Source organism: Bhargavaea ginsengi (assembly GCF_900109165.1).
Lineage (GTDB): Bacteria > Bacillota > Bacilli > Bacillales_A > Planococcaceae > Bhargavaea > Bhargavaea ginsengi.
This window is the reverse complement of the sequence record NZ_FNZF01000002.1, coordinates 583,377-598,629: the sequence shown is the minus strand read 5'-3', so window position 1 is coordinate 598,629 and position 15,253 is coordinate 583,377. Positions and strand designations below refer to the sequence as shown.

Annotated in this window: 11 protein-coding genes; 7 read left to right on the top strand and 4 right to left on the bottom strand. The window is 54.2% G+C overall.

The annotated features are described in order from the left end of the window. Positions 1–84 precede the first annotated feature (84 nt). The 3 genes from BMX91_RS08115 to acsA all read left to right on the top strand — a co-directional run bounded on the left by BMX91_RS08115 (position 85) and on the right by acsA (position 3,463). Positions 85–855: an SDR family oxidoreductase gene (locus BMX91_RS08115; RefSeq protein WP_092051953.1), complete on the top strand. Its 771-nt coding sequence runs from the start codon at positions 85–87 to the stop codon at positions 853–855. 57 nt (positions 856–912) lie between these two features. Continuing rightward, positions 913–1,500 (top strand): TetR/AcrR family transcriptional regulator, encoded by a 588-nt coding sequence (locus BMX91_RS08110; RefSeq protein WP_092051950.1) that lies wholly within the window; start codon positions 913–915, stop codon positions 1,498–1,500. A 235-nt stretch (positions 1,501–1,735) separates the two neighbouring features. Continuing rightward, positions 1,736–3,463 (top strand): acetate--CoA ligase, encoded by a 1,728-nt coding sequence (gene acsA / locus BMX91_RS08105; RefSeq protein WP_407640873.1) that lies wholly within the window; start codon positions 1,736–1,738, stop codon positions 3,461–3,463. Between the two features lie 276 nt (positions 3,464–3,739). Here acsA and BMX91_RS08100 read toward each other — a convergent pair whose 3' ends face one another. Then, a complete protein-coding gene (locus BMX91_RS08100; protein ID WP_092051947.1) occupies positions 3,740–6,736 on the bottom strand; it encodes a transglycosylase domain-containing protein in 2,997 nt (998 codons plus the stop codon). A gap of 359 nt (positions 6,737–7,095) precedes the next feature. Between BMX91_RS08100 and tyrS the strand changes: the two genes are divergently transcribed. Together tyrS and BMX91_RS08090 are read left to right on the top strand one after the other, a co-directional pair. Then, entirely contained in the window at positions 7,096–8,361 is a 1,266-nt protein-coding gene (tyrS, locus tag BMX91_RS08095) for a tyrosine--tRNA ligase (RefSeq protein ID WP_092051945.1), read from the top strand. A gap of 41 nt (positions 8,362–8,402) precedes the next feature. Further along, positions 8,403–9,587, top strand: coding sequence for an alanyl-tRNA editing protein (locus tag BMX91_RS08090; RefSeq protein WP_322787449.1), 1,185 nt, complete (start codon positions 8,403–8,405; stop codon positions 9,585–9,587). Positions 9,588–9,633: 46 nt separating this feature from the next. On the opposite strand, the gene BMX91_RS08085 is transcribed toward BMX91_RS08090, so the two are convergent. Beyond that, the gene (locus tag BMX91_RS08085) at positions 9,634–10,452 is read right to left on the bottom strand and encodes a cobalamin-binding protein (protein WP_092051940.1); all 819 of its coding nucleotides are present in this window, start codon (positions 10,450–10,452) and stop codon (positions 9,634–9,636) included. A 257-nt stretch (positions 10,453–10,709) separates the two neighbouring features. Then, positions 10,710–11,312 (bottom strand): 30S ribosomal protein S4, encoded by a 603-nt coding sequence (gene rpsD, locus BMX91_RS08080; RefSeq protein ID WP_092051937.1) that lies wholly within the window; start codon positions 11,310–11,312, stop codon positions 10,710–10,712. Between the two features lie 317 nt (positions 11,313–11,629). Between rpsD and megL the strand changes: the two genes are divergently transcribed. Next, entirely contained in the window at positions 11,630–12,844 is a 1,215-nt protein-coding gene (gene megL / locus BMX91_RS08075) for a methionine gamma-lyase (RefSeq protein ID WP_092051934.1), read from the top strand. Between the two features lie 66 nt (positions 12,845–12,910). Here the strand turns inward: megL and BMX91_RS08070 are convergent, their stop codons facing one another. Further along, positions 12,911–13,396, bottom strand: coding sequence for a GAF domain-containing protein (locus BMX91_RS08070; RefSeq protein ID WP_092051931.1), 486 nt, complete (start codon positions 13,394–13,396; stop codon positions 12,911–12,913). A 157-nt stretch (positions 13,397–13,553) separates the two neighbouring features. Here BMX91_RS08070 and ezrA point away from each other — a divergent pair, with 157 nt between their 5' ends. Continuing rightward, entirely contained in the window at positions 13,554–15,242 is a 1,689-nt protein-coding gene (gene ezrA, locus BMX91_RS08065; protein WP_177168320.1) for a septation ring formation regulator EzrA, read from the top strand. Positions 15,243–15,253: the final 11 nt, after the last annotated feature.

Here is a 15,253-nt window from a genome sequence, read left to right as displayed (position 1 = left end):
AACATACCGACCGGTCAGTATAAACGGTAGGCTCATAGATGCGGCCATAGTGTAATAATTTTAGGGGGAAGAGGGGCGTAAAAGATGAGTGTTTTGGATTTGTTCAGATTGGATGGAAAGACGGCGATCGTCACCGGTGGGGGAAGAGGTCTCGGTGCACAGATTGCAGAGGCTTATGCGGAGGCTGGAGCGAATGTGGTCGTCTGTTCACGGAAGCGGGAAGCCTGTGAGGAGATGAGCACCAGGCTGAAGAAAATGGGTGTGGACTCGCTTGCTTTTCAATGCGATGTCACCAATCAGGAAGACGTTAAAGCCGTTGTGGACGGAACTCTTGAACATTTTGGCAGTATCGATATTCTCGTCAATAATAGCGGAGCAACTTGGGGAGCTTCCGTTGAGGAAATGCCGCTTGAGGCCTGGGAAAAGGTCATGAACGTCAACGTAACCGGCACTTTCCTCATGAGTCAGGAAGCAGGCAAGGCAATGATTACCCAGAAAAGCGGAAAAATCATCAACATCTCTTCAATCGCAGGTTTCGGCGGAACGCCCCCATTTATGCAGACCATCGGCTACAACACGAGCAAGGGGGCGGTTATGACGTTCACGAAAGACCTTGCGGTGAAGTGGGGCAGCCACGGAATCAACGTGAATGCCATCGCACCCGGCTTTTTCCCGACGAAGATGTCGAAAGTGCTGATCGAGAGGGGCAAGGACACCATCATGCAGAACACGCCGCTCGGACGGCTCGGGAGCAATTCGGATCTTAAAGGGGCCGCTCTTTTCCTTGCATCCCCGGCATCCGATTTTGTCACGGGGGAGGTTCTGGCCGTAGACGGAGGCATGCACGCCCTATAGACCATTTAACAATGTCAGTCATACATCAGACTACGGGATACGGATGGAGAATGATCGATGAAAGAAAAAATCATCCGCGCCAGCGTCACCCTTTTTGAGGAAAAGGGGTTCAGCGCAACATCAATCCAGGATATTGCCGATTCGATCGGGGTGACCAAAGGAACCTTTTATTATTATTTCAAAACCAAGGAACAGCTGCTCATGGAAATCCATAAGGAGTACATCACCGGGCTTCTCAGTCGGCAACAGGCCATACTCGAAAACGGTGAGTGGTCGTCTGGGGAGAAGCTTCGCGCCATGATCGGGCTGCTGATCCTGGATATCAGGAAAAACGGCTCGAGCGGACGGGTGTTTTTCCGGGAAATCCGTCACCTGTCGCAAGCGAATATCGGGTCTGTCACTGAAGATCGGGACCGGTTCCGACTGAACATCGAAGCCGTCTTACGGGAAGGCGTCGAGTCTGGAGAATTCCGGGAAGATCTCAGACCGGATATGGCTGCATTCGGAATCCTCGGAATGGCGAACTATAGCTATAACTGGTTCGACCCGGAGGGGGAGGTGAATCCGGATGAACTTGCAGCCATCTATGCCGGCATGGTTCTTGATGGAATGAAAAGCGGTGAAGGACCTTTCAGGAAGAGATAAAGGAAGAAGCCGTACGTTGACTTGTCTCCTGGAGGACGGGAATCGGAAAGCAGTGTTGAGACGCCCTCCGACCGAAAGAAATTTCGCGGAAAGCCTGCTTGTTCATGGCGACCGTTTAGCTGGGTAAAGGGATTTACTCCCACTCTGACCAAAGGCCCAAAAGTTAAAAGATTGCCACATATTCTGATTTTTCGTGTAGAATGGTAGAGTATTCGTATAACGAAAGGGTGATTTTATGGCAACAATGGAACAGAGCATCATTCCGGTTAAAGAGGGGGACTTTAACCTGGCGGACTATGAAAAGACCGCAAAAGAGTTCCGATGGGAAGATGCCGAAAAGGAGTTTAGCTGGTCCGATACAGGCAAGGTGAATATCGCCTATGAAGCCGTAGACCGCCATGCTGAATCCTTCCGGAAAAATAAAGTCGCACTTTATTACCAGGACCAAAACCGGAAAGAAGCGTATACGTACGACCAGATGAAACGCATGACGAACAAAGCCGCCAATGTGCTGAAAGCGCATTCAACGCTGGACAAGGGCGATCGTCTGTTTATCTTCATGCCGCGCTCCCCTGAGCTTTATTTCGCTCTTCTCGGCGGATTAAAGATGGGGACGATTGTGGGTCCTCTTTTCGAGGCTTTTATGGAAGGTGCAGTGTTCGACCGTCTTGACGACTCGGAAGCAAAAGCGATCGTCACGACACCGGATCTTCTCGATCGTGTGCCGGTCGACCGGCTTCCGAAGCTTGAGAAGGTGTTCCTGGTTGGCGAGGATATTGAAGAAACCGACAAGATCGTCGATTTCAATAAACATATGAAAGAGGCATCGGTGCACTTCGAACCGGTTTGGCTCGGTAAAGAAGATGGCACGGTCCTCCACTATACATCAGGATCGACCGGACGGCCAAAAGGGGTTCTTCATGTCCAGTACGCAATGGTCCAGCAACTCCAGACCGCTAAATGGGTGCTCGATCTGAAAGACACTGATGTATACTGGTGCACGGCGGATCCAGGCTGGGTAACGGGAACAGCATACGGGGTATTCGGCCCGATGCTCGCCGGTGCAACATCTCTGATTTTGGGCGGCCGCTTCAAGACTGAAGCATGGTACCAGGCGATCGAGGATTACGGGGTGACTGTCTGGTATTCCGCGCCGACGGCATTCCGGATGCTCATGGGTGCCGGTAACGAGCTGATCAAGGAATACGATCTGTCATCCCTCCGTCATGTACTTTCGGTCGGCGAACCGCTTAACCCGGAAGTCGTCAAATGGGGACTTGAAGTCTTCGATAAACGGATCCATGATTCTTGGTGGATGACAGAGACAGGTGCCCAGATGATCGTCAACTTCGCTTCCCTGCCAATCAAGCCGGGTTCGATGGGCAAGCCGGTTCCGGGTATCGAGGCGGCCATTGTCGATGACCAGGGCAAGGTGCTTCCTCCCAACTCGATGGGGAACCTCGCACTGAAAAAAGGCTGGCCGGCGATGATGAGAAAAATTTGGAACAACCAGGAAAAGTATGACTCGTACTTCCTGAATGATGAATGGTATGTATCCGGCGATTCTGCCTATATGGATGAGGATGGCTACTTCTGGTTCCAGGGACGTGTTGATGATGTCATCATGACATCGGGCGAACGGGTCGGTCCGTTTGAAGTCGAAAGCAAGCTGATCGAGCACCCGGCAATCGTCGAAGCCGGAGTCATCGGCAAGCCAGATCCGGTTCGCGGCGAAATCATCAAAGCATTTGTAGCCCTTTATGACGGTTACGAGCCGACAGATGAGCTGAAGGAGGACATCCGCCAGTTTGTCAAGAAGGGCCTCGCTGCCCATGCGGCTCCGCGTGAAATCGAGTTCAAGGACAAGCTTCCGAAGACACGGAGCGGCAAGATCATGCGCCGTGTGCTGAAAGCTTGGGAGCTCGACCTTCCTACAGGCGACCTGTCTACAATGGAAGATTGAGAACACCAATATAAAGCAGGCAGGGATTTTTCCTGCCTGCTTTTTGTGATGGAGAAAAGAGGGAGAAGATAGCTGTTTTGATAGAGACGTTAACATAGTCGGTTGAGACGTTAACAAACTCGGTTGAGACGTTAACAAACTCGGTTGAGACGTTAACATATACCCTCCCATTAGCTGCAGACGAAGAGCACTGCTCCTTTGTCTGCAGCTTTTTTGCATTCATCGGATGCAATCAAAAACCCGGCATCCTCGTTTAGGATGCCGGGTGAATGGGGATCAGCCGCCGTTGCCGCCGTTGCCGCTGTTTCCGCCATTTCCATTATTCTGGTCGTTTCCATTTCCGGAGTTTCCACCATTTCCGTTACCATTGCCATTGCCATTTCCACCGTTACCATTTCCGCCGTTCTCCGGCTGGCTTTCCTCTGGCTCTTCTTCGTTGCCGTCAGATGGTGGAGCACTGCCGCCCTCGGATCCTTCATTGCTGTTTTCTTCCGGAGGTTCAGTGTTTTCCGGCTCAGGAGGAGGTTCCGGAGCATCGGTCGTGATGACATTCGATGGACCGGAAAGTTGTCCGGTAATATCTATTGCCCTTACGCTGTAGGAACCCGGAGCGGATGCGCCGGCACTGTAGGAGCCGCCGTAGGCCACTGATGCGATCTTGGCCCCGTCTTTGTAGACATAGTAGCCGACGACATCAGCGGAAGGGGAGTTGCTCCAAGTGATGTTGCTGCCGGAGCGCGCAGCACCAGGTGCGATTGGCGCGCCGGAGATGCCGCTGTAGCTGCGTGCGGACACGATATTGGTTCCGAACCTGGATCCGTTCGGGAAGAGTCCGGATGGGTCACCGCCGTACGGAGAAAGCATGCGGTCAACAAAGTCTTTGCTGATGCCCGCTGCGCCGCTCCGGACGAATTCCCTTGGCGTGGAAGGGAGGGCCTGGTAGCGGGTGCCGCCCGCCACGACATAGGAACCTCCTGATGCGCCGAAGCTGTCATCCACTTTGTTCGGCACGAATGTGTGGGCGTTGAACAGGTCGGCACGAATCAGTCCGGCCGCCTGGCAGGCCTTGGATGGCGCCATTCCCGAGATGCCGCAGAACGAACGGGTGACAACGCCTTCCGGCTGCTGGAAGCGTTCACCGGCCGCCACGATGTCCGGTGCCACTTCATTCATGCCATTCATGAGCCGCGCGAACAGCTTGTTCACCCTGGTGCTCGGCTGCAGGTCCCGGGATGTCATCCTGCCGAGATTGTATTTTTGCTGATTGTCATAGCCAAGCCAGACGCCGAGCGTGACGTTCGGGTTGTACCCCATCATCCAGACGTCCTTAAAGTCGTTGGTCGTTCCGGACTTTGCCGCGATATCGGGGCGGAAGTTAAGGTCACGCCTCATGATGGTGGCCGTTCCGGATGTCACGGTGTCACGCAGCATGTCCGTGACAATATATGCCGTCTGCGGGCTGAAGACATCAACCGGCTCGGACTTGTGTTCATAGACAGCGTTTCCTTCGCTGTCTTCAATCCGCTCGATCATGTATGGCTTCACGAATTTCCCGCCATTGGCGAGAGTGGAGAAGCCTCCGACGTTCTGTTCAACAGACGCCGAGTAGACACCGAGTGCGGCGGAAGGTACGTTCCGTTGGAAATCCTGAATCTGGTCAAAGCCCATCTTGTCGAGGAACTGGGTCGGGTCTTTGTCAGCGATCTTGCCGAGTGTCCGTACGGCTGCCAGGTTATACGACTTGGACAGCGCCTCGCGTGCCGGCACGATCCCGTATTGTCGGGAAGCGACGAAGTTTTTAGGCTTCCATCCGCCGATGTTGGCCCAGACGTCCACAACAGGACTGCCTGCCCCGATCTGGCCGAACTCGATCGCAGGTGCATAGACGAGGAGTGGCTTCACGGACGAACCGACCTGGCGGAAAGCACTGGTTGCGTGATTGGTCTGTTCGATCTGATGGTCACGGCCCCCGACAAAGGCGAGAATACGGCCGGTACCATTTTCAACAGCCACAGAGCCGACTTCGACGGGATTCAGCTCTTCGACCGTTTCGCCGGTCTCGCTGTCGACTTTTGACTCGGTTAGCGTCGGGCCGTAATACTCGAAGTTGTTTTTGATTTCCTGGAAGCGGTCATACAAGTCTTTTTTGATTGTCGTATGGATCCGGTACCCGCCGCTTTTCAGGTCCCGGTCGGCCAGCTGCATGTACTTGGCCAGCAATTCGGCTTCTTCATCAAGCCGGGCAGGGTCAAGCCCATCCTTTTCCGCGAGGATCCTGGCGAGAATCTCTTTGGAGTCTGCCTGGATTTCGGGGGTCAGGAACGGATAACGTTCAGTCGCCCGCTGCTCGGGCTGCTTGAAGTCCTTGGTGATGTCGTAGACGACAGCCTGTTCATATTCATCATCGGTGATGTAGCCGGTTTCCCTCATTCGGAACAGGACCGTTTTCATCCGTTCGATGCCCGGTTCCAGTTCTTCCGGACTCTTCATTCCCCGCTGTCCCGAGTAGAATGGGGTATAGAGGAATGGAGCCTGGGGAAGGCCGGCGATATAAGCGGCCTGAGGAAGGTTGAGTTCTTTCGGGGTGACCCCGAACAAACCTTCCGCTGCGGTCGCGACACCGGCGATGTTCTGGCCGGATGCATTACGGCCGTATGGAATGATGTTCAGATAAGCTTCAAGGATTTCTTCCTTCTCCATGAACTTTTCAAGCCGCATGGCGAGGAGGATCTCCTTGGCCTTACGCTCATAGGAAACTTCATTGGTGAGGACCTGGTTCTTGATCAGCTGCTGGGTCAGCGTCGATCCCCCTGTCTGGGAGTCGGCGTTCGTGACGTCCTGGAACAGTCCCCGGAGAATCGCTTTCGGGACAATCCCCTGATGTTCATCAAAGTACTCGTCCTCTGTCGCCAGCACCGCATTGATCAGGTGAGGGGAGACATCTCCAACCTTGGTCTCCCTGCGCTCGATGTCAGCATTGACTTTGCCCAGGTAGACTCCATCCGAAAAATACAGCTCGGATGTTTCCTCGTAGGTCAGGATCGTCTGTCGCATTTCTTCCTTTGACCGGAGCGGCTCCTCTTTGACGAGCGAGGCAAAATACCCCGCACCGGCCGAACCTGCAAAGATTCCCAGCAGGACAGCCGTGACCCCGAAGAGGAGGAGGAGGTTCCAGGCGACGCCCGATCCGATCCTCAGCCGCCGGCCCCATTGCGATTCTTGGAACTCGTTGACCTTCTCTTCTATATATTTAAATGGATTTCTTGATTCCACAGGATCCCCCCTTAAAATCTCGTCATATTATACCATATTGCGACAGGGGGAGAAATCTGTATTGACATCGTTCCCGTTTCCGATAAAATGAGGATTATTATCATATTGAAACCGAGTGAGGATGGGGCCGGAGTAGCGCCGTCCGCCGAGCAATCAGAGAGGCAGCGGATGGTGGAAGCTGCCCGGCGGACGATCCGTGAATTACAGCCCCGGAGCAAGGCGCCGGCATGCGTTAACATGCATAAGCGGGGAAGCGGATTGCGCTTCCCAAGCCGGGTGGTACCGCGTTGATGGAATCAGCGCCCCTGCAGGATCCATGGATCCGCAGGGGCTTTTATTATTTTCTGGAGGGATGAACAATGACGAATGAACTGATCGATGACCTGAAATGGAGAGGCCTCCTCTACCAGACGACCGACGAAGAGGCGCTGGCCGAACTGCTGAACAAAGAAAGCATCTCCCTCTACTGCGGAGTCGACCCGACTGCAGACAGCCTGCATATCGGGCATATCGTTCCTTTTCTGACGCTGCGCCGGTTCCAGAAACATGGACACAGGCCGATCGTGCTGGTCGGCGGAGCGACTGGCATGATCGGGGACCCGTCGTTTAAGGCAGATGAGCGGCAATTGCTGTCTGAGGAGCAGTTGGCCCACAACGTGGCGGGTATCCGCAGTCAGCTCGAACAGATTTTCGACTTCAGTGACGAGAATGCCGCGGTCATGGTGAACAACAAAGACTGGTTCGGCAAAATGACGGCAATCGATTTCCTGCGCGATTACGGGAAGCTCCTGAGCGTGAACTACATGCTGGCAAAAGAGAACGTAGCAACGCGTCTTGAGACCGGCATCTCGTTCACCGAGTTTTCCTACATGCTTATCCAAGGCTCGGACTTTAACCATCTGTACGACCATTACAACTGCCGCGTGCAGGTCGGCGGATCCGATCAGTGGGGCAATATCACCACTGGCCTTGAGATCATCCGCAAAACCCATGATGAGCATGCAAAAGCTTTCGGGCTGACCATCCCGCTCGTTACGAAAGCCGACGGAACAAAATTCGGCAAGACAGCCGGCGGCAGTGTCTGGCTCGATCCCGAGAAAACTTCACCATATGAGTTCTACCAGTTCTGGATCAATACGGCCGATGCGGATGTCATCAAGTACCTGAAGATCTTCACGTTCCTCGCCAAAGAGGAGATTGCGGAACTGGAAAAGGCGGTTGAAGAAGAACCGCATCTACGCAAAGCCCAAAAGACATTGGCGGAAGAAATGACGCGCCTGATCCATGGAGACGAGGCGCTGGCGCAGGCAGAGCGCATTACCGCGGCGCTGTTCAGCGGCGATCTGAAGGCCTTGTCCGTGTCCGAGATGAAGGATGCATTCAAGGACGTGCCAAGCTTCGAGATGGCGAAGGAAGACCGGAACATAGTCGACCTGCTCGTCGGGGCCGGCATTTCCTCCTCGAAGCGCCAGGCACGTGAAGACGTGACCAATGGTGCCATCTCCATCAACGGTGAGCGGATCAAGGAGCTCGACTACACGATTGGATCAGCTGACCGTCTGGACGACTCGTTCACCATCATCCGGCGCGGCAAGAAGAAATATACGATGATCAAATTCAACTGACCGGAAAAAATGATGATTTGGTTCCGGCATACAGGGAGGGAATGGCGATGCTAAAAGACCGGCTGTACTATCAGGATCCATATCGGACCAGCTTTAAAGTAAATGTTGTCCGTGAGGGGGAGGAAGACGGGAGGCCGTACGCCGTTCTCGAGAATACCGTGTTTTATCCGACGGGGGGCGGCCAGCCGCATGACACCGGCAGGCTGAACGGCATCCGCGTGACGGATGTAGAAGAGATTGACGGCGAAATCCGGCATTATGTGGAGGAGCCGCTGAATGCACTCGTTGCCTCCGGTAAGATCGACTGGATGCGCCGTCATGACCATATGCAGCAGCATACCGGACAGCATATCCTGACGGCTGCATTCGTCGAGACGGCAGGCTGCCCGACAGTCAGCTTCCACCTGGGCAAAGAGGTCAGTTCGATCGACCTGGACACTGAGCTGGTGATTGATGAACAGCTGGATGCTGCCGAGCAGCGGGCGAATGAGATCATTATGCAAAACCGGGCGATCGAGACCCGCTGGGTGACGAGAGAGGAGCTGGACCGCTATCGCCTCAGAAAAGAAGTGGCGGTGGAAGGGGAGATCCGTCTCGTCATTATCCCGGACTTTGACTACAACGGCTGCGGCGGTACCCATCCATACTCCACCGGCGAGGTCGGCCAGCTGAAAATTCTGGGTATGGAGCGGATGAAGAAAAAAACACGAATCCACTTTGTCTGCGGTAACCGTGTCTTGGAACAGCTCGGGAAAAAGAACAGCTTCCTCAAAGAAGCGGTCGGACTCCTGAGTGTGCCCGAAGAAGAAACGGCATCGGCGATCAGGCGGCTTCTGGATACCAACCGCTCTTTGGAGAAGCAACTTGCAGAAGCAGCCGACCGGCTGCTGGAAGTTGAGGCACAATCTTTGGCAGCCGGGGGACGGCTGATAAAGGCTTCCTTCAGGGACCGTCCCATCGCGGAGCTCCAGAAACTCGCAAGGGCCGCCGCCGCTCTCAGAGAGGACGCCATTGTTCTGCTCACGGTAAGGAACGGCGAAAAGCTCCAGTTTGTCGGTGCACGCGGCAACGCTGCAGACGCATCCATGAAGCGGGTGGCCGCCGCGGCCCTTGAGGCGACAGGAGGCAAAGGCGGCGGAAGTGAAGCATTTGTTCAGGGCGGCGGCGACATTTCTCTTGGAGAAGACGAACTGCTCGCCATCATGGCAGAATCTATCGGAGAATAAGCAAGGCCCCTTCGGATCCGGCAGATCCGAGGGGGCCGTTTCTGTTTTATGAGGTCACCGGGTTGACCCAATCGGGAAGTTCGAGGTCACTGTACAACTCCGGGTGCAGCATCCCGCCGAGTTTCAGCGCGCCTTCCAGCAGACGCGGAGACGGCCGGCAGTAAAGCCATTCCTCCATGACGTCAATCTGTCCATTCCGCATCGCGCGGAGTTCCGGCCATCCGGGACGCTTGAGGAGCAGCTCTGGCCTGATTTTCTCGGTCCGGACGCCGACCCATGCAAGCAGGATCCGGTCCGGGTCACGGGAGGCGACATCTTCCCAGTCCGTCTGGATGCTGGCAAGCTCAACATCTTCGTATAAATTGCGCCCGCCTGCGATTTGGCTGATTTCGGTGAGCCAGTTTACGCTTCCCGGTGTGAACACCGGTTTCGGCCACCATTCCCAATATAAAGACGGCCTGTCCGAAACGCGGTCCGAACGCCTCTTAAGCTCACTGATGAAGTCCATATATTCCCGGGCGGTGTGCCGGCCCCGATCTTCGATTCCGCATGCCCGGCCGACAGTGACAAGGTCTTCAGCGATATCCTGCAGGCTCTGCGGATTCGTGACGAGATGGGGAATGTCCCGTTTCTCCAGCTCCTCCACATTCCGCTCCATCCCCGGGACGCTTAGCGAAGCAAGGACCAGGTCCGGCCCGAGTGCTTCCAGCCGGTCCATGTCGATCGACAAATCCGGGCCAAGCTTTGGCAGATCCGAAACGGATGCCGGCCAGTCGGAAAAGTCATCCACTCCAACAAGCTGTACGTCTAAGCCAAGGTAGGCGAGCAGTTCCGTGTTGCTCGGGCAAATGGAAACAAGTTTCAATGCTATCCCTCCGTTCAGATAAACCGATTGTAACAGACAATTGGAATCAGCCATCAGACGAGTCGCTACCAATGGGGTGCTGAATTCCCACCAAGCCCCTGTTGAGTCGCAACCATTAGGTTCTGAATCCCTACCAAGCGGCGCCGAATCACTACTAACAGCCTCAGCATCGACGCCGACGGCAATCCCCGTATGAACACAAAAAAGCTGCAGACAAGGAGGAGAACCTCACTTTGTCTGCAGCCTGTAAAAGCTGATTAGCGGTTGTAGAATTCAACGATCAGCGCTTCGTTGATCTCTGCTGCCAGTTCGCTGCGCTCAGGAAGGCGGACGAATGTGCCTTTCTTCGCTTCTGCATCGAATGTCACGTAGTCAGGAACGAAGTTTGTCGCTTCGATCGCTTCTGTAACAGCCGACAGGTTCTGGGAACGCTCGCGAAGCGAGATTTCCTGACCAGGCGCTACGCGGTACGACGGGATGTCGACGCGCTTGCCGTCAACGAGGACGTGGCCGTGGTTGACGAGCTGACGTGCCTGGCGGCGTGTGCGGGCAAGGCCCATGCGGTACACGACGTTGTCGAGGCGCGTTTCAAGCAGGATCATGAAGTTTTCGCCGTGCTTACCAGGCATTTTGCCTGCACGGAGGAAGAGTGTGTGGAATTGGCGTTCGTTGACACCGTACATGTGACGGAGTTTCTGCTTCTCTTGAAGCTGCATGCCGTATTCCGAAAGTTTTTTACGCTGGTTCGGGCCGTGCGGGCCTGGAGCGTAAGGACGTTTTTCGATTTCTTTGCCCGTACCGCTCAGGGAAATACCGAGGCGGCGGGAGATTTTCCAAGATGGACCTGTGTAGCGAGCCATGGATGACTCCTCCTCTTAAGTTGGTTTTATTTTGAGTAAAATAAAAACCAGATGTGTTCAAACACGGAGCCATTTCATCATCTTGCACCTTCGCCCAGCAGCCAAGGGTTACGCGATGCACCGTTTATCCGGACACTGTCCGGCGTAAAGGGATAAAATGGGCAGCCTTGCTCACACAACTGCTGCGTTTATTTTACACAACGAATATCATACCGCGTGCGTGCGCGGAAGTCAAGAAAGTAGGGAAGTTCCCTTTTTGATGCAAGCAAGATATAATAGTAGAAAATGATAGCGCTTTCAAAATGGGAGGGGCAAAAATGAACAAGAAGGTACACCGGGATACACTCATCATCCACGAAGGCCATGATCCCCGTGATCATCAGGACAGCCTGGCCGTCCCGCTTTACCAGACATCGACTTACGTATTTCCTGACGCGGAGTCGGGAGCGGCCCGCTTTGCAGGCGAGCAGACGGGCAACATCTACTCCAGGTTGACCAACCCGACAGTGAAGGTGTTGGAAGAACGGATCACCGCATTGGAGAAAGGGGCTGGCGCGCTTGCATTCGGATCGGGCATGGCTGCGGTCAGTGCCATCCTTGTCCATGCGACGAAGGCGGGCGACCATGTGCTTTGCACAAGGGGCATTTACGGCTGCACATTCGGTCTGCTGAACATCCTCGAGGACAAGTACGGCATCACGCATGACCTGATCCCGATGAGAAACGAGGATGAGATCGAGAAACATGTCCGTCCGGAAACAAGTGTCATCTATGTGGAAACACCCGTCAATCCGACAATGGAAGTGGCGGATATTCGCGCTGCAGTCAACGTCGCCCGCAGACATGGTCTTAAAGTGATCGTAGATAACACCTTCTGCTCGCCTTATATCCAAAATCCGATTGAACTCGGCGCAGATTTCGTACTCCATAGTGCGACCAAATATATCAATGGTCACGGTGATGTGATTGCAGGCCTCCTGATCGGCGCAGACAGGGAAGAGATCGAGCAGATCAGAATGACGGTGCAAAAAGACTACGGCGGAATCATTTCCCCGTTTGATGCCTGGCTGATGATCAGGGGCCTGAAGACACTGGCCGTGAGGATGGATCGCCATACTTCCAATGCCGAAGCGGTCCTTGCCTACCTGAAGACCGTGCCGGCCGTCCGGGAGGTCCATTATCCGCTGGATGCGGACAATCCGGATGTGGAAATCGCCAAGAGGCAGATGAATGCCGGAGGAGGCATTTTCTCATTCACGCTTGAAGGAGGCCTGGAAGAAGCCCAAGCCTTTCTTGACGAGCTCAAGCTAATCAAGCTGGCGGTGAGTCTGGGGGATGCGGAATCGCTTATCCAGCACCCGGCTACGATGACCCATTCTCCAATTCCGGAGGAAGAACGGTTAGCTATGGGCATTACAGACTCGATGATCCGCTTTTCGGCAGGGCTGGAGCATCCGGACGACATCATCGCCGATTTGGAAGCGGCCTTCGCCGCCCTGAAAAAGAAAACGGCAGCGGCCACAACCGAATAACCCCCAACAAAAAAAGGACAGCACGGCAATAAGGCCGGCTGTCCTTTTTTGTCCGGAAACCGGACATTATTTGAGATGCTTCTCGAGTACGCTGACGAACTTTTCCAGTCCCCGTGCGTCCTCTTCCGTGAAGCGGGCCAGTTCAGGTGAATCGATATCCAGCACGCCAAAGACACGGCCGTCGACGATAATCGGGACGACAACCTCGGATTGTGAGGCCGCGTCACACGCGATATGGCCGGGGAATGCATGCACATCCTCGATCAGTTGAGTCTGCCTGTCTCGGGCTGCGGTGCCGCATACGCCTTTTCCAAGCGCGATGCGCACACATGCCGGAAGTCCCTGGAACGGCCCGAGCACAAGCTCATCCTCACCTTCCATCACGTAGAAGCCGACCCAGTTGGTCCGGTCAAGGAACTGATTCAGCAAAGCGGAGGCATTGGCGAGATTTGCGGTGACATTCTGCTCGCCTTCGAGCAGCGCGTCCAGCTGCCTGCTGAGAAGATCATATTTTTCCTGGAGGGTGCCTTCATAATGCTCTTGGGTGAACATATTCGATCTCTCCTTTCAGGGACGGATCCCTGCGTGTTTGATGAATGATGGCGAATCTTGCAAATTCCTGCGAAAAAACAACGGCATAAAATCGTGAAACATGATACTATTAAGGATAATACAGCGTTTACAGTGATTTTGGAACAGGGGGACTATGATGAAGTACGTCATCATTGGGATTATTATTCTCATTGCTCTGATCATCGTCGCCTTCATTATGAGGCGAAAGCATACAGCCGTCATCAACAAACTTGAAGTGGAGAAGCTTCAGATTCAGCATAAGCCGATTCTTGAACAACTGACAAAAGTAAAGCAGCTGAATATGAACGGCGAGACGGAGGAGAAGTTCGAGCGCTGGCGCGGCAGCTGGACAGAAGTCATGGATGATCACATGCCGGCTATCGATGAACTCCTTTTCGATGCAGAAGAAGCCATCGACCGCCTCCGCTTCCGAAAAGCGACAGAGATCGAAAAAGAGATTGAATCGAAAATCGCTTATGCTGACGGTGAGATGAACCGGATCCTGGAAGAGCTGGATGAACTCATCGGCAGTGAGGAATTGAACCGTGTAGAGATGGAAGATCTGAAAAAACGCCACAAGGCCGCGCGCAAGAGCCTTCTTGCGCACCAGCATTCATTCGGCAATGCCGCCGGACGGCTGGAAAAGCGTCTTGAGTCCATCAGGCCGAGATTTGAAGAGTATGATGAACTGACTGCATCCGGCAATTATCTGAAGGCGCGTGAAACGGTTCTCGGACTATCCGACGAAGCCAAAGAGACGTTTGCACTGATCGAGGACGTTCCTGTACTGCTCTCGGAAATCCAGACAAAGATTCCGCAATCCATCCGGGAACTTCGCGCAGGCCTCCGGGAGATGGAGGATGGCGGATATTTCATTGCCCATCTGAAGATGGAAGAACGTCTGTCTGAAATCGAACGGGAGCTTGACGACCTGAAACTCTCCCTCGAGTCCCTTGAGGTTGCAGAAGTCAAGGAGCGGACGATCCTCCTTGAAGAGGAGATCAACGGGTTCTACGACAAGCTCGAGAAGGAAGTCTACGCCCGCCACTACGTTGAGGAAAATCACGCCCATATTGCGGCGGACCTCGGCGAACTCAGCGCCTTTACGAGGAGCACTGCTGACGAAGCGCGCTTTGTCCAGCAAAATTACCGGCTGAGCGAACAGGAAGCGGCCATTCCGGAAGCTGCGCTTGAGCAGGTGGCCGGAATGGAAAAGCGGTTTAATCTGCTGACCGGCCGGATCAATGCCGGCCAGTCTGCGTCGTCTGTTCTTGAGGAGGAACTGAAGGCCATCGATGAAGAGTCGAAACAGCTTCTGGATGAGCAGGCCCGTTTCTCCGACAGGCTGAAGGAACTTCGCGTCAACGAAACCGACGCGCGTGCCCGTCTGTCCGAGCTTGGAAGAATCCTTCAGGAAACGGACCGCAAGCTCTACAAAGCAAATACTCCTGGAATACCGGAGGACATGGATGTGCGGCTGGAAGAAGCCGAAGAGCAACTGTTCATCGTCAGCAGAAACTTGCAGGAGATGCCGCTTAATATGGCGCTTGTGAATGAAAGCCTTGCAAAAGCGGAAGGCTACATTGACGAGGTGTCCAAGAAAGCGGATGAGATGCTGGAGAACGTCGACCTGATCGAACGCCTCATCCAATATGGGAACCGATACCGTTCCAATCCTGCAATCAACGAACAGCTGGCCGAAGCCGAAGAAGCTTTTCACCAGTGCCGTTACGGTAAAGCGCTGGAAGATGCGGCATCCGCAGTTGAAGCTGCAGAACCAGGCGCACTCAAAAAAATCGAAGTACTTGTCAAACAGGAAGTCTGACGTACATAATA